Annotated in this window: 19 protein-coding genes; 5 read left to right on the plus strand and 14 right to left on the minus strand. The window is 59.7% G+C overall.

Annotated features, from left to right (window positions below):
• Nucleotides 1-37: 37 nt before the first annotated feature.
• The 9 genes from hflC to JQ848_RS20490 all read right to left on the minus strand — a co-directional run bounded on the left by hflC (nucleotide 38) and on the right by JQ848_RS20490 (nucleotide 9,488).
• Complete coding sequence (hflC, locus tag JQ848_RS20450; protein WP_003439032.1) at nucleotides 38-916, minus strand: protease modulator HflC; 879 nt, start codon at nucleotides 914-916, stop codon at nucleotides 38-40.
• Nucleotides 916-2,091, minus strand: coding sequence for an FtsH protease activity modulator HflK (gene hflK, locus JQ848_RS20455; protein WP_003439030.1), 1,176 nt, complete (start codon nucleotides 2,089-2,091; stop codon nucleotides 916-918). Before hflK ends, hflC begins: the two co-directional genes overlap by 1 nt.
• Before the next feature lie 96 nt (nucleotides 2,092-2,187).
• A complete protein-coding gene (gene hflX / locus JQ848_RS20460; protein WP_003439028.1) occupies nucleotides 2,188-3,489 on the minus strand; it encodes a ribosome rescue GTPase HflX in 1,302 nt (433 codons plus the stop codon).
• Nucleotides 3,490-3,501: 12 nt separating this feature from the next.
• Nucleotides 3,502-3,762: an RNA chaperone Hfq gene (hfq, locus tag JQ848_RS20465; RefSeq protein ID WP_003439025.1), complete on the minus strand. Its 261-nt coding sequence runs from the start codon at nucleotides 3,760-3,762 to the stop codon at nucleotides 3,502-3,504.
• A 90-nt stretch (nucleotides 3,763-3,852) separates the two neighbouring features.
• Nucleotides 3,853-4,833 (minus strand): tRNA (adenosine(37)-N6)-dimethylallyltransferase MiaA, encoded by a 981-nt coding sequence (gene miaA / locus JQ848_RS20470; RefSeq protein WP_003439024.1) that lies wholly within the window; start codon nucleotides 4,831-4,833, stop codon nucleotides 3,853-3,855.
• Nucleotides 4,833-6,746: a DNA mismatch repair endonuclease MutL gene (gene mutL / locus JQ848_RS20475; protein ID WP_029612523.1), complete on the minus strand. Its 1,914-nt coding sequence runs from the start codon at nucleotides 6,744-6,746 to the stop codon at nucleotides 4,833-4,835. The genes miaA and mutL overlap by 1 nt, the downstream gene beginning before the upstream one ends.
• On the minus strand, nucleotides 6,743-8,167 hold the full coding sequence (locus JQ848_RS20480; protein ID WP_198285235.1) for an N-acetylmuramoyl-L-alanine amidase: 1,425 nt from the start codon (nucleotides 8,165-8,167) through the stop codon (nucleotides 6,743-6,745). Before JQ848_RS20480 ends, mutL begins: the two co-directional genes overlap by 4 nt.
• Before the next feature lie 2 nt (nucleotides 8,168-8,169).
• Nucleotides 8,170-8,640 (minus strand): tRNA (adenosine(37)-N6)-threonylcarbamoyltransferase complex ATPase subunit type 1 TsaE, encoded by a 471-nt coding sequence (gene tsaE, locus JQ848_RS20485; RefSeq protein WP_003439021.1) that lies wholly within the window; start codon nucleotides 8,638-8,640, stop codon nucleotides 8,170-8,172.
• The gene (locus JQ848_RS20490; RefSeq protein ID WP_202211082.1) at nucleotides 8,628-9,488 is read right to left on the minus strand and encodes an NAD(P)H-hydrate dehydratase; all 861 of its coding nucleotides are present in this window, start codon (nucleotides 9,486-9,488) and stop codon (nucleotides 8,628-8,630) included. The genes tsaE and JQ848_RS20490 overlap by 13 nt, the downstream gene beginning before the upstream one ends.
• 62 nt (nucleotides 9,489-9,550) lie before the next feature.
• On the opposite strand from JQ848_RS20490, the gene queG reads away from it, so the two are divergent.
• Nucleotides 9,551-10,618, plus strand: coding sequence for a tRNA epoxyqueuosine(34) reductase QueG (queG, locus tag JQ848_RS20495; RefSeq protein ID WP_003439019.1), 1,068 nt, complete (start codon nucleotides 9,551-9,553; stop codon nucleotides 10,616-10,618).
• Between the two features lie 23 nt (nucleotides 10,619-10,641).
• On the opposite strand, the gene JQ848_RS20500 is transcribed toward queG, so the two are convergent.
• Nucleotides 10,642-11,253 carry a trimeric intracellular cation channel family protein gene (locus JQ848_RS20500; protein WP_003439018.1) on the minus strand — a complete coding sequence of 204 codons (612 nt, stop codon included), beginning with the start codon at nucleotides 11,251-11,253 and terminating at the stop codon, nucleotides 10,642-10,644.
• A gap of 88 nt (nucleotides 11,254-11,341) precedes the next feature.
• Nucleotides 11,342-11,884: an oligoribonuclease gene (gene orn, locus JQ848_RS20505; RefSeq protein WP_003439017.1), complete on the minus strand. Its 543-nt coding sequence runs from the start codon at nucleotides 11,882-11,884 to the stop codon at nucleotides 11,342-11,344.
• A gap of 106 nt (nucleotides 11,885-11,990) precedes the next feature.
• Here orn and rsgA point away from each other — a divergent pair, with 106 nt between their 5' ends.
• A complete protein-coding gene (gene rsgA / locus JQ848_RS20510) occupies nucleotides 11,991-13,022 on the plus strand; it encodes a small ribosomal subunit biogenesis GTPase RsgA (RefSeq protein WP_127195735.1) in 1,032 nt (343 codons plus the stop codon).
• Between the two features lie 45 nt (nucleotides 13,023-13,067).
• Here the strand turns inward: rsgA and motB are convergent, their stop codons facing one another.
• Both motB and motA read right to left on the minus strand, forming a co-directional pair.
• Entirely contained in the window at nucleotides 13,068-14,063 is a 996-nt protein-coding gene (gene motB / locus JQ848_RS20515; protein ID WP_003439010.1) for a flagellar motor protein MotB, read from the minus strand.
• Nucleotides 14,064-14,066: 3 nt separating this feature from the next.
• The gene (gene motA / locus JQ848_RS20520; RefSeq protein WP_003438996.1) at nucleotides 14,067-14,918 is read right to left on the minus strand and encodes a flagellar motor stator protein MotA; all 852 of its coding nucleotides are present in this window, start codon (nucleotides 14,916-14,918) and stop codon (nucleotides 14,067-14,069) included.
• 164 nt (nucleotides 14,919-15,082) lie between these two features.
• On the opposite strand from motA, the gene JQ848_RS20525 reads away from it, so the two are divergent.
• Genes JQ848_RS20525 through asd form a run of 3 tightly spaced genes read left to right on the plus strand, consistent with a single transcriptional unit; the run spans nucleotide 15,083 to nucleotide 18,366 of the window.
• A complete protein-coding gene (locus JQ848_RS20525; RefSeq protein WP_010656255.1) occupies nucleotides 15,083-16,618 on the plus strand; it encodes an HDOD domain-containing protein in 1,536 nt (511 codons plus the stop codon).
• Between the two features lie 44 nt (nucleotides 16,619-16,662).
• On the plus strand, nucleotides 16,663-17,490 hold the full coding sequence (locus JQ848_RS20530; RefSeq protein ID WP_202211083.1) for a rhodanese-like domain-containing protein: 828 nt from the start codon (nucleotides 16,663-16,665) through the stop codon (nucleotides 17,488-17,490).
• Nucleotides 17,491-17,499: 9 nt separating this feature from the next.
• Nucleotides 17,500-18,366 carry an archaetidylserine decarboxylase gene (gene asd / locus JQ848_RS20535; protein WP_003438984.1) on the plus strand — a complete coding sequence of 289 codons (867 nt, stop codon included), beginning with the start codon at nucleotides 17,500-17,502 and terminating at the stop codon, nucleotides 18,364-18,366.
• 67 nt (nucleotides 18,367-18,433) lie between these two features.
• Here the strand turns inward: asd and serB are convergent, their stop codons facing one another.
• Nucleotides 18,434-19,648, minus strand: coding sequence for a phosphoserine phosphatase SerB (gene serB / locus JQ848_RS20540; protein WP_161719321.1), 1,215 nt, complete (start codon nucleotides 19,646-19,648; stop codon nucleotides 18,434-18,436).
• Nucleotides 19,649-19,696 lie beyond the last annotated feature (48 nt).

Consider the following 19,696-nt stretch of genomic DNA (forward strand, 5'->3'; position numbering starts at 1 on the left):
CGTTTCCCCGCTCCTGCAGTGACCGGCGACGCTCCCTTTACTGCTGTGCCGGCTTGGATTTTTCCAGGTAGCGGAAGAAATCGCTGCTCGGGTCCAGAACCAGTACATCGCTCTTGTTCGCAAAGCTTTCGCGGTAAGCGCGCAGGCTGCGATAGAACTTGTAGAACTCCTGATCCTGGCCGTAAGCCTTGGAGTAGATTGCGGAAGCCTGCGCATCACCGTCACCACGAGCCTCTTCAGACTGGCGATACGCTTCAGCCAACAGCACGCGGGCTTGACGATCAGCGTCAGCACGAATGCCTTCTGCCAGCTCGTTACCCTTGGCGCGGTGCTCACGGGCTTCACGCTCACGCTCACTGCTCATACGTTCGAAAACGCTGCGGTTGACTTCTTTCGGCAGGTCGATGGCCTTGACCCGGACATCAACCACTTCGATGCCCAGCTCTTTTTCCGCCATTTTGTTCAGCGACGCCGTCAGGTCAGCCATCAGCGCATCGCGCTCACCGGACACAACCTCGTGCAGCGTGCGCTTGCCGAACTGGTCACGCAGACCCGATTCGAGACGACGCGACAAGCGCTCGTCAGCAACTTGCTTAAGACCCGAAGTCGCTGCGTAGAAGCGACCGGCATCTTTCACACGCCACTTGGCGAAGGCATCAACCATTACCGCTTTCTTTTCCAGCGTCAGAAAACGCTGAGTCGGAGCATCCAGCGTCATCAGGCGGCCGTCGAACTTGCGCACCTGGTTGACGTAAGGAATCTTCACATGCAGGCCCGGCGGAACATCGTCCTGCACCACACGACCGAAGCGCAGCATCACGGCACGTTCGGTTTGCGAAACGATGTAGAAGCTGTTCCAGGCAACAATCGCCACGACAACGGCAACAATAAGGGCGATCAGCGATTTATTGCTCATCAGCGACTCTCCCTGGTACGCGGTGGTGTCGGCATATCCGATTTGGCATGGGATGCCGAATCGTTATTGCCCGCCGCAGCTGCCGAGCCCGTTGCCGGGTTGCTGCCATTACGGCCTTCGATCATTTTGTCCAATGGCAAGTACAGCAGGTTGCTCTGGCCGTTTTTGTTGCCGGTCACGAGTACTTTGCTGGTGTTGCTGAAGACTTCCTGCATGGTGTCCAGGTACAGACGGTCACGCGTAACATCCGGAGCCTTGCGATATTCGCTCACCAGTTTGGTAAAGCGGTCTGCCTCACCCTTGGCGCGGGAAATCACTTCATCACGATAGCCATTGGCGTTTTCGATGATGCGCTGGGCCTGACCGCGCGCTTCCGGCACCACGCCATTGGCGTAGCTTTCTGCCTGGTTGCGGGCACGCTGCTCGTCTTCACGGGCGCGGATCACGTCATCAAAGGCTTCCTGCACTTCACGCGGTGCCGCTGCGTTCTGTACGTTGACCTGGGTCACAGTGATACCGGTCTTGTAGGTATCGAGGAAACGCTGCAAGCGTTCCTTGATGTCTACAGCCATCTGTTCACGGCCTTCGGTCAGCACCTGATCCATCGCAGTGGAGCCCACTACGTGACGCAAGGCACTGTCAGTGGCCTGTTGCAGGCTGACTTCCGGCTGATCGACGTTCAACACGAAGTCGCGCAGGTTGCTGATCTTGTACTGCACGGTCAGCGGCACTTCGACGATGTTTTCGTCTTCAGTGAGCATCTGGCCCTGCTTGGTGTACGCACGCTCACGCGTCACGTTCTCCAGGTACTTTTTATCGAACGGCGGGAAGTAGATGTTCAGACCCGGCCCTACGGTGTCGTAGTACTTGCCCAGGCGCAGCACTACGGCTTGCTCCTGCTCGTCGACCACGTAAACCGCGCTATACAGCCAGGCTGCAGCCAGCACCACCAGACCGATACCCAGCAGGCCATAACCAGCACCTTTGCCGCCGTTCGATCCGCCGTCGCCGCTACCACGTTTTTTCCCACCACCGAACAACCCATTCAGGCTTTCCTGCAGCTTTCGGAAGGCCTCGTCGAGATCTGGTGGTCCCTTGCGGCCGCCGTTATTCGGGCGTTTGCCACCCCAAGGATCTTGATTATTCGAGTTGCCACCCGGCTCATTCCAAGCCATAGCGCTCTCCATCTGATAAAGCAAAGACGCGCCCACGGCGCGCCGACCAATGCTACAGAATGCCTACCATAGCGGCACAGCCGCTTTGCGAGGCTTTTATTGCAAAGTGTGTTGTTCGATAAATTCCAGCGGCTGCATCCCTTCGCGGCTGACCAAGCGGTTTAACTCGGATCGCGGTAGGCGCACATCCAGCAGACAGGCACCTTCTTCATCATGTTGTTCTTTTTGCACCACGCCCAATTCAAAGAACTGGGCACGCAGTCGAGCAAAACGCTGAGGCAAGCGCAAGGTGCCAACGAACAAATCATTACCCAGCAACTCGGCGATGGCCTGTTCAAGCAACTCCAGCCCGACCCCTTCACGCGCCGACAACCAGACCCGCTGCGGTTTGCCGTCGGCATCACGCTGGATCTGCGGCTCGACACCTTCAAGCAAATCGATTTTGTTGTAGACCTCGAGGATCGGCAAGTCCTGGGCACCAATTTCGCCCAGCACCACCATCACCTGCTCAATCTGCGCCATGCGCTCAGGTTCGTGCGCATCGATAACGTGCAGCAGCAAATCGGAATTGCTCGACTCTTCGAGCGTAGACCGGAAAGCCTCAACAAGCTTGTGCGGAAGGTGACGAATAAAGCCCACGGTGTCAGCCAGCACGATCGGCCCCAGATCGGCCAGATCAAGACGGCGCAAGGTAGGGTCAAGTGTGGCGAACAACTGGTCAGCGGCGAACACGTCAGAGCCGGTGACCGCATTGAACAGCGTGGATTTGCCGGCGTTGGTATAGCCCACCAGCGACACCGTAGGAATGTCGGCGCGCTGGCGCCCTCTACGGGACTGCTCGCGTTGACTGCGGACTTTTTTCAGACGGGCCTTGATCTGACTGATGCGTACGCGCAACAGACGACGGTCGGTTTCGAGCTGGGTTTCACCCGGCCCGCGCATACCAATGCCACCGCCCTGACGCTCAAGGTGAGTCCAGCCGCGCACAAGACGCGTACTCATGTGATCAAGCTGGGCCAGTTCGACCTGCAACTTGCCTTCATGGGTACGGGCACGCTGAGCGAAGATATCGAGAATCAGCCCGGTACGGTCAAGCACGCGACACTCGAATACACGCTCGAGATTACGCTCCTGACTGGGGGTGAGGACGTGATTGAAAATCACGATGTCGACCTTCTCGGCCTTGACCAGGTCGCGTAACTCCTCGACCTTGCCACTGCCAATCAGGTACTTGGCCGATGGCCGATGACGCGGCACGTTAAAAAACGCGACCGTCTCGGCGCCGGCCGATACAGCTAACTCCTGGAACTCCTGCGGATCTTCGCGCGCCTCAGGGTCCTGTCCTTCCAAGTGAACGAGGATCGCTCGCTCACCACCACCGTGGCGCTCAAAGAACAAAGCAGACTCCTATCAGGCGTTACCTGGTTCAGCGTCTGCCAGTTCCGATTCAGCTGCGCTTGGCAGACGAATAGGACGTACTGGTACGACTGTCGAGATAGCGTGTTTGTAAACCATTTGGCTCACGGTGTTTTTCAGCAGAATCACGAACTGGTCGAAAGACTCGATAGTCCCCTGCAGCTTGATCCCGTTGACCAGGTAGATGGAAACGCCAACCTTCTCTTTACGCAAAGTATTCAAGTAAGGGTCTTGTAGCGAATGCCCTTTTGACATATGCCGCACTCCTGTAAGGATAAAAAATAGAAACAAAAATTAGATGGCTGATGACGCCATACCCATAGGATAGACGGCATTTCCTGAGACTCAGCTCAATATGGAGACCGATTCCAGGTATTTCAAGGCTCGTGGCAGATTGTCGCAGTCCAGGCTGTCCAGCCAATGCAGATCATTCCAGCTGCGTAACCAGGTGAACTGACGCTTGGCCAACTGGCGCGTGGCAATAATGCCGCGCTCCTGCATCTCGGCTGCTGTCAGCTTGCCGTCCAGGTAATCCCAGACTTGGCGATAGCCCACTGCACGTATAGACGGCAACCCGGCATGCAGGTCACTTCTATTACGCAGGGCTAGGACCTCATCAATGAATCCCTGTTCCAGCATTTGCCCGAATCTTTGTGCAATTCGTTCATGCAGCACCTGACGATTCGCCGGAGCAATGCCCAGGTTCGCGACAGTATAGGGCAATTGACTGCAGCCAGAAGCCGCTGCTTGACTAGATTGTTCAGATTGTTTTTGGCGGTGGGCGGTCATGCTCAGGCCGCTGACCCGATAAACCTCTAACGCACGGGTCAGACGCTGCGGATCGTTGGGGTGAATACGTGCCGCCGACTCCGGGTCGATGGCTGCCAACTGATCGTGCAACGCTTGCCAGCCAAGGCGCTGAGCTTCGTCTTCGAGCTGCGCACGCACTTGCGGATCTGCCGCCGGCATGTCGGCCAGGCCTTCGCTCAGCGCTTTGTAATAGAGCATGGTGCCGCCCACCAGCAGCGGAATATTGCCCCGTGCGGTGATCTCTGCCATGGCCTTGAGCGCATCACGACGGAAATCGGCAGCCGAGTAGCTTTCAGCCGGGTCGAGAATATCGATCAACTGGTGCGGGTGTGCGGCCAGAATCTCTTTCGAGGGTTTGGCCGTGCCGATATCCATGCCGCGATAGACCAGCGCCGAGTCGACACTGACCAGCTCGCACGGCAGTACCTTGCTCAGCTCGATGGCCAGATCGGTTTTGCCTGCAGCGGTCGGCCCCATCAAAAAGATGGCCGGTGGTAAAGCGTTGGAACCTGTCATCAGCGACCGCGCAAAAAGAGTTTGTCCAAGTCGTCCAGGCCCATTTGGGTCCAGGTCGGACGACCATGATTGCACTGACCACTGCGCTCGGTATTTTCCATGTCGCGCAGCAGGCCGTTCATTTCCGGCAGGGCCAGGCGCCGGTTGGCGCGGATCGCGCCGTGACAGGCCATGGTGCCGAGCAATTCATTGAGGTGTGCCTGAATCCGGTCACTGGTGCCGTACTCCATCAAGTCGGCCAGTACATCGTGCACCAGGCGCTGCGCCTCGGCCTGTTTGAGCAGGGCCGGGATCTGGCGGATGGCCAGAGTTTCCGGCCCCAGACGTTGCAGCTCGAAGCCCAGACGCTGAAACCACTCGCCATGTTCTTCGGCACAATCGGCTTCACGCTGGCTGACGGCAATCGACTCCGGCACCAGCAGCGGCTGACCGCTCAGCCCTTCACTGGCCATGGCGATTTTCAGGCGCTCATACATGATCCGCTCGTGGGCCGCATGCATGTCCACCAGCACCAGGCCGTGAGCGTTTTCCGCGAGGATATAGATACCCTTGAGCTGAGCCAGCGCATAACCCAGAGGAGGAATATCGCCCTGCCCTTCAGGCATCGGCGCGGCCCCCGCTTCAGGCAATGGCGCGAAAAACTCCCGGTAGGCATTGCGGGCCTCGGCTGCCGGAACAGACGGCGTGGCAGAGGGTGGTCGATAGAACGACTGATAGCCCGCCCCGGCGCCGGAGCCCGGCACATGCGGTGCAGGCGCAGCCTGAGGCTGCTCAAGCAAATGCGCCGCCAGACGCATTTCGCCTTGCGGACCAAACTCACCGGCGTCGATCCCGGTAGGTCGCTCGGCGCCAGGCACCGGTGCAGGAGCCGCCAGTTGATCCTCGGGGCGCACATCGCCCAGGGCGCGGTGCAAGGTGCCATACAAGAAGTCATGCACCATGCGCCCGTCCCGGAAACGGACTTCGTGTTTGGTCGGGTGCACGTTAACGTCAACCACGGACGGGTCGACCTCAAAAAACAGCACGAAGGTCGGGTGCCGGCCGTTGAACAGTACGTCGCGATAAGCCTGACGCACCGCGTGCGCCACCAGTTTGTCGCGCACCGCACGGCCGTTGACATAGAAGTACTGCAAGTCGGCCTGGCTGCGCGAAAAGGTCGGCAAGCCAACCCAGCCCCACAAATGCAGGCCATTGCGCTCGATCTCGATCGGCAGTGCCTGCTCCAGAAATGCAGCGCCGCACACTGCCGCCACACGGCGGGCGCGGGCGGTGTCGTCGTGGGCTTCATGCAAATTAAGGATGGTTTTACCGTTGTGCCGCAGATTGAACGCCACATCAAAACGCGCCAGCGCCAAACGCTTGATCACTTCTTGCAGGTGATCAAATTCGGTTTTTTCGGTCTTGAGAAACTTGCGCCGCGCAGGGGTGTTGAAAAACAGGTCCCGCACTTCAACCGAAGTACCGACCGGATGCGCGGCCGGCTGGACCCGGGGCGCCATGTCGCGGCCTTCGGTTTCAACTTGCCAGGCCTGATCGGCGCCACGGGTACGCGATGTCAGGGTCAGGCGGGCCACCGAACTGATGGATGCCAGCGCCTCACCGCGGAACCCCAGGCTCATCACCCGCTCAAGGTCTTCCAGGTCGCGGATTTTACTGGTGGCGTGCCGCGCCAGGGCCAGCGGCAAGTCGTCACTGGAGATCCCGCTGCCATCGTCACGCACCCGCAACAGCTTGATGCCGGCCTGCTCCACGTCCACATCGATACGCTTGGCGCCCGAGTCGAGACTGTTTTCCAGCAACTCCTTGATCACCGACGCCGGGCGCTCAACAACCTCGCCTGCGGCAATCTGGTTAGCCAGACGCGGACTGAGCAGCTCGATACGCGCACTGCTGTTCAATACCCCGTCACTCATTGCTTGGATACCAGTTCGGTGGCGGGGATATTCAGGCTCTGGCCTATTTTCAACTCGTCGGTTTTCAAGTTGTTGCTGGAACGCAATGTCGCAACGCCCACTTGATAGCGCACGGCAATCATCGCCAGGGTTTCGCCAGGGCGAACCGTGTGTTCACGGGCTCCCTGGGCGATCTTCCCGGTATCCCGCAGCCAGGCAATGTAAGAACCCGGTGGCGGGTTTTGCTGGAAGAACTGACGCACACCGCTGCTGATAGAGCGAGCCAGCGCTTGCTGATGGCTGGCCGAAGACAGTTTATTGGCTTCATTGGCGTTGGAAATAAACCCGGTTTCTACGAGGATCGATGGAATATCCGGCGATTTGAGCACCATAAATCCGGCTTGCTCTACACGCTGCTTGTGCAGCGGCGTCACCCGGCCGATGTTGCTCAAGACTTTTTGCCCCACGTTCAGGCTGGAAGTCAGTGATGCCGTCATCGACAAATCAAGCAACACCCCCGCCAGCATCCGGTCCTTGTCATCGAGACTCACGCTGCCTGCACCGCCAATCAAGTCAGAACGGTTTTCACTGTCTGCCAGCCAACGCGCGGTTTCGGACGTTGCGCCGCGTTCAGACAACGCAAACACCGATGCACCAAAGGCCGCCCTGGAAGGTGCCGCGTCGGCGTGGATCGAGACAAACAGGTCGGCGCCCTTCTTGCGGGCAATTTCGGTGCGTCCCCGTAGCGGGATGAAATAGTCGCCACTGCGGGTGAGCTCGGCCCTGAAGCCCTTCATGCCGTTGATCTGGCGCTGCAACTCTTTGGCGATCGCCAGCACCACGTGTTTTTCGCGCTGTCCGCCGGCACCCGAAGCACCCGGATCCTCGCCACCGTGGCCGGGGTCGATCATCACAATCACGTCACGTTTGCCAGTGGGCACAGGCGCCAGCTTGATCTCGGGCTGGGTCGGCGTCACCGGTACCACTGGCAGCTTGGCCACATTGGTCGGCGGCAAGCTCGGGGCAATATCAGCGCCCTGATCATAAAGATCGACCACCAGACGGTTGCCGTATTGCGCATTCGGCGCCAGTACGAAGCTCTTCGGGGTGACGGCTTTTTTCAGATCGATCACCACCCGCAGATCGGTGGGCGTGCGTTGCGCCGAGCGCATGCTGGTGATCGGCGTATTGGCAGTGGCCACGTTCAAACTTCCGCCGAGGGTCGCGCCATTGATATCGATCACCAGGCGATCTGGCGCTGTCAGCGTAAACACGCTGTGTTGCACCGGCCCCGTGAGGTCAAACACCAGCCGTGTGTTGTCCGGAGCACGCCATAAACGAACGCTTTTTACCTGAGTCGCAGCCACGGCATTCACCGCCATGACACTGAGCAACAGACCAACGACACTCACTAACGCGCGAAAGCGCATACCAGACCCCATCATTATTTGTTTTCCGGTGCCAAGGCGGCACACCAAGACTCGCCACGTGAACCTTGGGGCGTCAGCTTCAGCAAACGCCCGGTGTTATGCGGACTAATGGTAATGGTCAGGTCAGGCTTTGGCAAAAAGCCTGCACCTTTATCGGGCCACTCGATCAAGCATAGGGCGTCTTCGTCGAAGTAATCGCGAATCCCCATATATTCCAGCTCTTCGGGGTCGACCAGGCGATACAGGTCAAAGTGAAAGGCGCGTATATCGCCAATCTCGTAAGGCTCCACCAGAGTAAAGGTCGGACTTTTAACCGAACCGGTGTGCCCAAGGCCACGAATCAGGCCGCGGGACAAAGTGGTTTTGCCCATCCCCAGGTCGCCGTCGAGAAAGATCAGGCCGTGGCCCCCGGTGACGCTCGCCAGGCGTGCGCCAAACGCGGTCATGGCCTCTTCATCGGCCAATTGCAGTGTTATTTCGTGCACGGTGCGTGTTCCTCCAACAACTGACGAATGGCTGGAATCAAATCACTGGCCGCCAGCCCACGGCCCAATATTCCTTGTTGTTCACCGGCGCGGGCATGCAGCCACACCGCCAGACACGCCGCCTCATATGCAGTCATGCCTTGAGCCAGCAAAGCACCGATCACGCCTGCCAGCACATCACCCAGGCCTGCTGTCGCCATGGCCGGGTGGCCGTGATCGCACACGGCCAGTTCATCATTCAGGCCTGCGATCAAGGTGCCTGCACCTTTGAGAACGCACACTACTGAGTATTTTTTAACCAGCGCCCGGACTGCAGCAGGCCGGTCGGCCTGCACCTGCGCAGTACTTAGCCCCAGCAAACGCGCTGCCTCGCCGGGGTGCGGAGTAATAACCGAGCCTGACGCCAGTTTAAAGTCTGCGTTGGACAACAGATTCAGCGCATCGGCATCCCACACTTGAGGCATTTTTGCCTGGGCCGCCGCCGATAACAGACTGCGCCCCCATGGTGCCAGCCCCAACCCCGGCCCCACCACCAAAACCGAGGCCCGGGCCAGCCCCCCCATCAACTGATTGGCCGATGACACGCCCAGGGTCATGACCTCGGGCAGGCGCACCAGAGCGGCGGCCACATGCTCGGGCCGGGTAGCCAGCGACACCAGCCCCGCGCCGCAGCGCAACGCAGCCTGTGCGCCAAGCGTAATGGAGCCGCCAAAACCGCGGTCTCCGCCAATCAGCAGTACATGCCCGAACAGGCCCTTATGGGCGTCCATAGCCCGTGCAGGCAGGCGCGACAGGCTATCGGCAACAAGGGCTTGCGGTCTGGCAATCAGGCGTTTGGTCTGTGGCATGGGTATCGGACTCCGATGTCTGGCAGAATTATACGCATCTCAGCCCCGGTTTCTCTTGCCTCATGCCTGCTATTACTGTCGACCTCCCCGCTCTCGCTCAATCCATCAAGGAATGGGGCCGCGAGCTGGGCTTTCAACAAGTCGCCATTGCCGGCCTCGACCTGGGAGAACACGAGCAACATCTGGAACGCTGGCTGGCCGCCGGGTATCACGGCGACATGGAATACATGGGCGCCCACGGCAGTAAACGCTCTCATCCTGAAGAACTGGTACCCGGCACCTTGCGCGTGGTGTCGCTGCGCATGGACTACCTGCCCGGCGATACCCACATGGCGCAATTGCTGGCCCAGCCCGAAAAAGCCTACATCTCGCGCTACGCACTGGGCCGCGACTACCACAAACTGATCCGCAAACGCGTGCAGCAACTGGCTGACCGGATCCAGGCGGACATTGGCCCGTTCGGCTTCCGCGCCTTTGTCGACAGCGCCCCGGTGCTGGAAAAAGCCATCGCGCAAAAGGCCGGCCTGGGCTGGATCGGCAAAAACACCCTGGTGCTCAACCGCAAGGCTGGCAGCTACTTCTTCTTGAGCGAGCTGTTTGTCGACCTGCCCCTGCCGGTGGATGCGCCCCACGAGACCGAGCACTGCGGACGCTGCACCGCATGCCTGGACATCTGCCCGACCAACGCCTTCATCGGACCTTATGTGCTGGATGCCCGGCGCTGTATTTCCTACCTGACCATCGAACTGAAAACCGCGATCCCCGAAGACTTGCGCCCGCTGATCGGTAACCGGGTGTTCGGATGTGACGACTGCCAGATCGTCTGCCCTTGGAACCGCTTTGCCCGCACCACGGCTGAAGGCGACTTCAAACCCCGGCACAACCTCGACAATGCCGAGCTGGCCGAACTGTTCATGTGGGACGAAGACAAGTTCCTCAGCAGCACCGAAGGCTCGCCGTTACGCCGGGCCGGCTACGAACGCTGGCTGCGCAACCTGGCGGTTGGACTGGGTAATGCACCATCGAGCATTCCGGTGCTGGAAGCGCTCAAGGCCAGGCTTGAGTACCCGTCCGAACTGGTGCAGGAGCATGTGACGTGGGCGCTGGCCCAGCACGCACAGCGCGCCTGACCAGAGCCTGCGGCAACACTGACTCAGTGCTCGTCGTTGTACACGAACTTGGGCATTTCCCAGTTGAAGCGAATCGCCAGCAAGCGCAGCAACAGCCCACCGAACAAGGTGACGAAAATCGCCTGATCGTTGGGCATCTGCAGATAGGTACAGAGCAAGAAACACCATGCCGCCGCAAACGACACGCTGGCATACAGCTCACGGCGGAAGATCAACGGAATATCGTTACAGAAAATATCCCGCAGGATCCCGCCGAACACCCCGGTAATCACACCGCTCACCGAAGCGACCAGCATGCCCTGGCCCATTTCCAGCGCAGTCATGCAGCCGATCAGGGTGAACGCCACCAGCCCCAGCGCGTCGAGCACCAAAAACAATGAGCGCAAATGGCGCATCAACGGCGCGATAAAAATCGTCACCAGCGCGGCAAAGGTGGTGAGCACCAGGTATTCCGGATGCTTGACCCAGGTTAACGGGTAATGTCCCAGTAGCACGTCGCGTACCGACCCGCCGCCCAGGGCGGTGACGCAGGCAATCAGCACCACCCCGAACCAGTCCATGCCGCGGCGGCCTGCAGACAGCGCGCCGGTCATGGCCTCGGCAGTAATGGCAACTAAATAGAGCATCAGCAACATGGCAGCGATCCTTGCAATAAGGCGCGCAGTCTACTCATTTGCTTCAAGCACCAATAGAGGGCAGCAAACACCCCCTGCAGTCGCGGGCTTAGAACTTGATGAAGTGCTTGCGGTAGTGCTGCAGCTCGGCAATCGACTCGCGAATGTCGTCCAGTGCCAGGTGCGTGCCTTTTTTCACCAGGCTGTCACGCACTTCCGGAGCCCAGCGGGCAACCAGCTCTTTAAGGGTCGAGACGTCGAGATTGCGGTAGTGGAAGTAGCTTTCGAGGGTTTTCATATGGGTGTACAAAAAGCGCCGGTCCTGACAGATGCTATTGCCACAGATCGGTGATTTGCCTTTAGGCACCCACTGCTCCAGAAAGGCGATGGTCTGCGCTTCGGCCTGGGCCATGGTGGTGGTACTGTCCTTGACCCGCTGGGTCAGGCCGCTGCCACCGTGGGTGCGAGTGTTCCATTCGTCCATGCGCGCCAGCACTGCATCGCTGTGATGGATCGCGATAACCGGACCTTCAGCCAGGGTGTTGAGATTGCTGTCGGTAACAATGGTGGCCATTTCAATAATGACGTCGTTATCAGGATCCAGACCGGTCATTTCCAGGTCGATCCAGATCAGGTTCTGCGCGTTGTTCATAAATGGCTCCTGGGCTTAGTCGCGCAGTTTAGCTTAGGCATGCAGCCCACGTGCTAAACTCGCCAGCGTTTTACCCTCCTTATCGTTTTATCAACACGGAACACCCATGGCCAAACGCCAGCTCAATCGTCGCCAAAACTGGCGCATCGAAAAGATCCAAGGCGAGCGCGCTGCACGCGCCGCCAAACGTGAATCCAGTGCCGTCGAAGCGCTTGAAGGCGGCGACCTTGGCGCCGAACAACTCGGCCTGGTGATCGCGCACTTTGGTGTGCAGGTCGAAGTCGAAGCCCAGGAAGGCGAGCTGAAAGGCCAGATGTTCCGTTGCCACTTGCGCGCCAACCTGCCCGCACTGGTCACCGGTGACACAGTCGTATGGCGTGCAGGCAACCAGGGGATCGGCGTTATCGTCGCCCAACTGCCGCGCAAAACCGAACTGTGCCGCCCTGACAGCCGTGGCCAGCTCAAGCCGGTGGCTGCCAACGTCGACATGATCGTCATCGTGTTCGCCCCGATGCCCGAGCCACACGCCAACCTGATCGACCGCTACCTGGTAGCCGCCGAGCACGCCGGCATTCGTCCGCTGTTGCTGCTCAACAAAGCCGACCTGATCGACGATCAAAATGCTCCGGCACTGAATGCCTTGCTGGCGGTGTATCGCCAGCTGGGCTACCCGGTACTGGAAGTATCGGCCCATCACGGCGACGGCATGGAGCAGTTGCAAGCGCAACTGGACGGCCATATCAGCGTGTTTGTGGGTCAGTCGGGCGTGGGCAAGTCGTCCTTGGTCAACAGCCTGCTGCCTGAGGTCAACCTGCGGGTCGGGCCATTGTCCGAAGTGTCGGGCCAGGGTACGCACACCACCACCACCGCGCGCCTGTTCCACTTTCCCGGCGGCGGCGATCTGATCGACTCCCCGGGCATTCGCGAATTCGGTCTGGGCCACGTGAGCCGGGCTGATGTTGAAGCGGGCTTTATCGAGTTCAACGACCTGATCGGCCGCTGCCGCTTCCGCGACTGCAAGCACGACCGCGAGCCGGGCTGTGCATTGCTGATGGCACTGGAAGATGGCCGCGTACAGCAGCAACGCATGAACAGCTATCGCTCGATCATTGCCAGCCTGCCCGAGTCAAGCTACTAACCCCCCCAACCCTGCAGGCGCGAGCTGCAAGCACGCTCCTGCAGGTCAGGGTCTGGCTGGATCCGGCACTTTATCGTCGAAGAGGTTGAGCTTCTGGCGCGGCTCATGGGCCGGCATCGGCTGCTGATCCGCTGGCAAGGCCGTCGGATCTATCGGCGCCTTGGGCAGCTCTTGTGCCTTGACCGGCTCAATGCCCTGCTCACCCTCAATCGCTTGTTGCGCCTTCCTGGTCAGAACCACGATGTCGATACGGCGGTTGACCGGATTGGTCGGGTTGGCCTTGTCAAACAGCACCGATGAGGCATAGCCCACTACCCGCGCCACCTGGTTCTGCGGGTAGCTACCGACCACAAGTGCGCGCCGGGCCGCATTGGCACGGTTGGACGACAGCTCCCAATTGCCGAAATCACCACTGCCGGCATAAGGCGTGGCGTCCGTATGACCGCTGATACTGATCTTGTTGGGCACTGCTTTGATGGTGTCAGCCAGGGCCAGCAAGATATCTTCGAAGTACGGCTTGAGCCGCGCACTGCCAACATCGAACATCGGCCTGTTTTCGGCATCCATGATCTGGATCCGCAGGCCGTCCGGGGTGATTTCAAACAGCAGCTGGTCCTTGAACTTGCGCAATTGCGGGTTTTCTTCGACCTTGTTCTGCAACTCCTGAAGCAGCAGCTCAAGACGCTCTTTCTCTATTTGCTCCGCCACGCTTTCAGCCTGATCGGAATCGACCTCAACCTTGTCGGGCTGGGGCTGCATCTGTTCTTCGGGGTTGAGTGTTTTGTCCGGCGCCAGCGCTGGGGTGCCGCCCAGGTCGATGGTGTAGGGCGTGCCGCTGTCACTGAACCCGATCGGGTCCTTGAAGTAGCCGCCGATGGCGATTTTTTGTTCCGGCGTGGCGGCTGTCATCAGCCACATCACCAGAAAGAACGCCATCATTGCCGTAGCGAAGTCCGCGAAGGCAATTTTCCAGGCGCCGCCGTGATGACCCGAAGCGTAGCGCTTGACGCGCTTGATGATGATCGGCTGATTGTTTTCCATAAATCAGCGACCGCGAACCACTTGTTCCAGCTCGGCAAAGCTCGGCCGGTGTTTGGGATACAACACTTTGCGCCCGAACTCGACCGCCAGCGACGGCGGCATGCCGGAGGCCGATGCCACCAGTGAGGCCTTGATCGACTCGTAAATGTTGAGCTCCTCTTTGGCATCGTGCGCCAGCGCTGTAGCCAGCGGGCCAAAGAAACCATAGGCCGCCAGAATACCGAAGAATGTGCCCACCAACGCCGCACCTACGTGCTGGCCAATGGCGGCCTGATCACCCTCCCCCAAGGAAGCCATGGTCACCACGATCCCCAGAACCGCCGCCACGATACCGAAACCCGGCATACCGTCGGCAATCCCGTTGACGGCGTGGGAGGGATGCTCCAGCTCTTCCTTGAGGTTGAACAACTCCATGTCGAACAGCCCTTCAAGCTCGTGGGGCGCCATGTTGCCCGACGACATGATGCGCAGGTAATCACAGACAAAGGCTGTCATGCGCTCGTCTTTGAGCACGGTGGGGTACTTGGCGAAGATAGGACTGGCCGCCGCATCCTCAATATCGGCCTCAATGGCCATCATGCCTTCGCGACGGCTTTTATTGAGAATCTCGTAAATCAGGCCCAGCACTTCCAGATAAAAAGTGTGGGTAAAACGCGAGCCGAACATACCCAGTGATTTTTTGATCACATGCATGGTCATGTAACCGGGATTGGCCTGCAGGAATGCACCGAACGCCGCCCCGCCAATAATCAGGACCTCGAACGGCTGAATCAGCGCCCCGATCTTGCCGTGGGAAAGCACGTACCCGCCGAGTACGCTCGCGAATACAACGATGATGCCGATAATTTTAGCCATAGATATAAAAGTACTTATTGAGTCGGGTTCAAGGTCATATTCAAGCGCGGTGAAACTCTACTTCTCCTTATCGGCAAATCTGCGCCAGACTATAGCCGGTAAAGGCGAAAAGCCGTTCAGCCCTTTTGGCGCGAGTAACAAATTGATGATGACCAGCTCCCATCATGACCAGTGAAACCACCAGCCCGACCTCAACACCTGCAACCCTGGATGCCTGGGTCGAGCGGCTCAACGCCGCCCGCTTGCCAATCCCGCAGCATAGCCATGGGCTGGTGTGCAAAGCCCTCAACGACAATCGCCGCTCATTGCGCGAGATTGCCGAGCTGATACAAGACAGCCCGGCACTGGCCCTGACCCTGATTCGCGAAGCCAACCAGCACCTGCAAAGCAGCCTGAGCGAACCGGCCGAGAGCCTGGAAGTGGCCATCAACCGACTGGGCCTGCAACGTACCCAGAGATTGCTTGAGCACATGAACACTCTGAGCCAGGAAGAAATCCCCCCGGGGTTCCGGCAAATCCAGCTCATCAGCCAGCACGCGGCGCAACAGGCCGTCGGCCTGTTCGGCAATCGTCTGGCGCGGCTGTGGCCAGAAATCTACTGGGGCAGCCTGCTGTTTCTCTCACCCTTGTGGGCTTTGGCGCTGACCCATCCAGAACTGCTCGAAGAATGGGAACAGCGGGTCATCCACAAAGGCGAGCGCGCCAGTGACGTCGAGCAAGAGCTGTTCGGTGTACGGCTGTTCGATATCTGCCGGGCGCTGGCGCAATTGTGGCGCCTGCCGGCATGGGTGCTACAGGGTTATACGGTCATCATTGAAGAGCAGCGCACCCTGGTCAGCGTGCTGCACATCGCCCGCAACAACCATGACGGGTTACGCCAGCAACAACGACTGGACGCCGATCCGGCACTGCGGCGCTGGCTCAATCACCCCGCCAATAGCGTGCTGCTGGCCAATGCTCTGGCGCTGTCGGCGCAATCGGGCTGGGATACCCCGCACAATGTGCGCTGGCAGTTGCTCACCGCGCTGTACCTGCAGACAACCCTGGATGAAGTGCAGCAGCTGGTTCACCAAAACGCCGCAAGCAGCGCCCGCTATCACTCGGTGCCCGACCTCTGGCACCCGGCCCAAGCGCTGCTATGGCCGTGGGACAGCCGCCGCAGCAGTCCCGGCCAGCCTGCCGCGCCACCCTCTGCCGAGGCGCTGGCCACATGGCGCAAACTGTGCGGGCAATTGCTGGCAGAGCCGAGCACCTTCGCCAACGCAATGCACCTGACCACCTGCGCTCGCGATGCCCTGCTGGCATGCGGCATGCGCCGGGTGATGCTGCTGATGGCCGACAAGAGCGCAACCACACTGCGAGTTTTCCAGATATCCGGACTGCCGAAAGCAGCCTTCGACATGAGCTTTACCGTCAGTGAAAGCACCGCCTTGCAACGTTTGATGACGCAACCGGCGCAAGTTCGCCTGACGCCGGAAAACAACGCGACAATTTCTGCGGTCATGCCCGCCAATCTGCGCCAGCTGTTCCCCGGCGAGCATCTGCTGCTACGCTCGCTGGGCAACAGTGGCCGCGTCGTGATGCTGATACTGGCGGACCAGGGTGGCGGCCCGTTTTCCGAGACCAGCGTGCAAGCATTTGGCAAAACCGCGCAATGCATCGAGAAAGCCCTGAATAGCTTTAGCACGCGCGGGCGCTAGCCCTTGCGCTACAATCCCTCCTTTTTTCGCTCTGGAGACCTCACATGCCTGACTTCTCTGGTTTGCCGTTGGTCATTGAGCCCGGCGACCTGCTCGCACGGCTCGATAACCCCGAACTGATTGTGGTCGACCTGACCAGCGTCGCACGCTACGAGTCCGGGCATATTCCGGGCGCCCGTTTCGTCGACCCCAAACGCACCCAGCTGGGCCAGCCCCCGGCACCCGGCCTGCTGCCGGGCCAGGCTTCTCTGGAGGCGCTGTTCGGCGAACTGGGGCACAACCCCGACGCGGTCTACGTGGTGTATGACGACGAAGGCGGCGGTTGGGCCGGCCGTTTTATCTGGTTGCTCGACGTGATCGGACACAAGGCTTACCACTATCTGGATGGCGGCATTCACGCCTGGGTCGCGGAAGGTTGCTCGGTGTCCGGCGCTGTGCCGCCTGCAGTCGGTGGCCCGTTGCCGCTGACGTTGCACGACGCCCCCACTGCCACCCGCGAGTACCTGCAAAGCCGCCTGGGCGCGGCTGACTTGGCAATTTGGGATGCGCGCAGCCCCGCCGAATACGCCGGTGAAAAAGTGCTGGCGGCCAAAGGCGGGCACATCCCGGGCGCGAAAAACTTCGAATGGACCGCCGGCATGGATAAAAGCCGCAGCCTGCGCATTCGTACCGACATGGCGCAGATCCTCAAGGACCTGGGCATCACCCCGGACAAAGAAGTGATTACCCACTGCCAGACCCACCACCGCTCTGGCTTTACCTATCTCGTCGCCAAATCGCTCGGTTATCCGCGCGTCAAAGGCTACGCCGGCTCCTGGGGCGAATGGGGCAACCACCCCGACACCCCCGTCGAGCTGCCTGTCAAAAACTAAGGACCTGCAATGAAAAAGCGTCTGTTTCTCCTGAGCCAGTACCTGTTGCCGCATCACCTGCTGTCGCGCCTGGCCGGCTGCATTGCCGAGTGCCGCGTGCGCTGGTTCAAGAATGCGTTCACCACCTGGTTCGCCAAGCGTTATCAAGTGGACATGTCCCAGGCACTGGTTGAAGACGTTACTGCTTACGAGCACTTCAACGCCTTCTTCACCCGCGCCCTGAAAGACGGTGCCCGCCCGCTGGATCAAACGCCGGGCGCAGTGCTGAGCCCGGCCGATGGTGCAGTCAGCCAGCTGGGCCCCATCGAGCACGGCCGGGTGTTCCAGGCCAAAGGTCATAGCTACAGCGTGCTGGAACTGGTCGGCGGTGATGCTGCGGTTGCGGCTCAATTCATGGGCGGCGAGTTTGCCACCATTTACCTGTCGCCCAAGGACTACCACCGTGTGCACATGCCACTGGCCGGTACTCTGCGCGAAATGATCTACGTTCCGGGCCGCCTGTTTTCGGTTAACCAGACCACGGCCGAAAACGTGCCGGAGCTGTTTGCCCGCAACGAGCGCGCGGTGTGTATTTTTGATACCGAGCGCGGCCCGATGGCCGTGGTATTGGTGGGTGCCATGATCGTGGCATCGATTGAAACCGTGTTTGCCGGTCTGGTGACGCCGCCTAAACGCGAGCTGAAAACTTTCCGCTACGACGAAGCTGCTCGTGCGCCGATCCATCTGGAGAAAGGTGCCGAACTGGGGCGCTTCAAGCTGGGTTCTACTGCGATCGTGCTGTTCGGGCCAGAACAGATCAAATGGGCTGAAAGCCTGACGGCGGGTTCGCCGGTGATGATGGGGCAGGCCATTGGTGGCCCGGCCAACGCCGAATAACACCTGAGCCCCGCCCTTGCTCGCGATCTTGAAAGCTCGCGAGCAAGGGCGCTGCTGCAGGGTCTGGCTAGCCCTGGCTGTTACGGTCGCGCTGACCCAGCAGGTACAGCACGGCATCCAGACCCAGGGTCGAAATGGCATGTCTGGCTGACTGTTTAACCAGCGGCTTGGCACGGAATGCCACACCCAGCCCGGCAATTGCCAGCATTGGCAAGTCGTTGGCGCCATCACCGACCGCAATGGTCTGCTCCAGTACCAACCCTTCCTTTATTGTCAGCTCTCGCAGCAAATCGGCTTTGCGCTGTGCATCGACAATCGGCTCAACCGCCACCCCGGTGACTTTTCCATCCACTACTTGCAGCTCGTTGGCGAACACGTAGTCGATACCCAGCTTTTCCTGCAATTGCTTGGCGAAGTAGGTAAAGCCGCCGGACAGAATGGCGGTTTTGTAGCCCAGGCGCTTGAGCTCCGCGAACAGCACTTCGGTGCCCTCGGTCAACCGCAGCGAGGCGCCGATGGCGTCCAGCACGCTGACGTCCAGACCTTTAAGCAGCGCCATGCGCTCCTTGAAACTGGCCTTGAAATCCAGCTCACCGGCCATGGCCCGCTCGGTAATGGCCGATACCTGCTCGCCCACACCCGCAGCCTTTGCCAGCTCGTCGATGACTTCGGCCTGGATCAGGGTCGAGTCCATATCAAATACGGCAAGGCGGCGATGGCGACGGAACAGGGTGTCCTCCTGCAAGGCAATGTCGACATTGAGTTCTTGCGCCAGGTTAAAGAATGCTTCACGCAACGCCTGGAGGTCGGTCGGCTCACCGCAGACGCGCAACTCGATGCAGCTCTTGCTCAACTGCGTCGGCGCATCCAGCGGCACACGACCGGACAGACGATCCGTCTGCTCGATATTCAGCCCGTGCTGGCTGATTACCGATGTCACCTGTTGCAGTTCATGGGCCGTGACCTGGCGGCTCATCAATGTCACCACATGACGCTGGCGGCTCTGCTCGTTGACCCAGCGCTGGTAGTGCTCCTCGGAGATCGGGTCGAAGCGCAGTTGCAGGCCTTCTTTGGCGATCAGGGGCTGCAGGTCTTTAAGTACCGCCGACACCTGCTCCGCTTGCGGAATTTCAACCAGAAAACCCAACGACAAAACGCCATGAATGACGGCCTGACCGATGTCGAGAATGTTCACCCCATTGCTGGCCAGTACGCCGGTAATGGCCGCAGTGAGACCCGGACGGTCCTCACCCGTGATGTTTATCAGGACGATTTCGCGCAAGGCACACCCCCATTCACTAAAAAAACCGCATTCTACCTACTTTCAGTG

It is taken from the genome of Pseudomonas paraversuta, assembly GCF_904067025.1.
GTDB lineage: Bacteria > Pseudomonadota > Gammaproteobacteria > Pseudomonadales > Pseudomonadaceae > Aquipseudomonas > Aquipseudomonas paraversuta.

What these genes read in the sequence shown, in the direction of transcription:
- hflC (WP_003439032.1), bottom strand. Translation starts at nt 916, where the DNA reads ATGAGCAATAAATCGCTGATCGCCCTTATTGTTGCCGTTGTCGTGGCG.
- hflK (WP_003439030.1), bottom strand. Translation starts at nt 2,091, where the DNA reads ATGGCTTGGAATGAGCCGGGTGGCAACTCGAATAATCAAGATCCTTGG.
- hfq (WP_003439025.1), bottom strand. Translation starts at nt 3,762, where the DNA reads ATGTCAAAAGGGCATTCGCTACAAGACCCTTACTTGAATACTTTGCGT.
- miaA (WP_003439024.1), bottom strand. Translation starts at nt 4,833, where the DNA reads ATGACAGGTTCCAACGCTTTACCACCGGCCATCTTTTTGATGGGGCCG.
- mutL (WP_029612523.1), bottom strand. Translation starts at nt 6,746, where the DNA reads ATGAGTGACGGGGTATTGAACAGCAGTGCGCGTATCGAGCTGCTCAGT.
- JQ848_RS20480 (WP_198285235.1), bottom strand. Translation starts at nt 8,167, where the DNA reads ATGGGGTCTGGTATGCGCTTTCGCGCGTTAGTGAGTGTCGTTGGTCTG.
- JQ848_RS20490 (WP_202211082.1), bottom strand. Translation starts at nt 9,488, where the DNA reads ATGCCACAGACCAAACGCCTGATTGCCAGACCGCAAGCCCTTGTTGCC.
- queG (WP_003439019.1), top strand. Translation starts at nt 9,551, where the DNA reads ATGCCTGCTATTACTGTCGACCTCCCCGCTCTCGCTCAATCCATCAAG.
- JQ848_RS20500 (WP_003439018.1), bottom strand. Translation starts at nt 11,253, where the DNA reads ATGTTGCTGATGCTCTATTTAGTTGCCATTACTGCCGAGGCCATGACC.
- orn (WP_003439017.1), bottom strand. Translation starts at nt 11,884, where the DNA reads ATGAACAACGCGCAGAACCTGATCTGGATCGACCTGGAAATGACCGGT.
- rsgA (WP_127195735.1), top strand. Translation starts at nt 11,991, where the DNA reads ATGGCCAAACGCCAGCTCAATCGTCGCCAAAACTGGCGCATCGAAAAG.
- motB (WP_003439010.1), bottom strand. Translation starts at nt 14,063, where the DNA reads ATGGAAAACAATCAGCCGATCATCATCAAGCGCGTCAAGCGCTACGCT.
- motA (WP_003438996.1), bottom strand. Translation starts at nt 14,918, where the DNA reads ATGGCTAAAATTATCGGCATCATCGTTGTATTCGCGAGCGTACTCGGC.
- JQ848_RS20525 (WP_010656255.1), top strand. Translation starts at nt 15,083, where the DNA reads ATGACCAGTGAAACCACCAGCCCGACCTCAACACCTGCAACCCTGGAT.
- JQ848_RS20530 (WP_202211083.1), top strand. Translation starts at nt 16,663, where the DNA reads ATGCCTGACTTCTCTGGTTTGCCGTTGGTCATTGAGCCCGGCGACCTG.
- asd (WP_003438984.1), top strand. Translation starts at nt 17,500, where the DNA reads ATGAAAAAGCGTCTGTTTCTCCTGAGCCAGTACCTGTTGCCGCATCAC.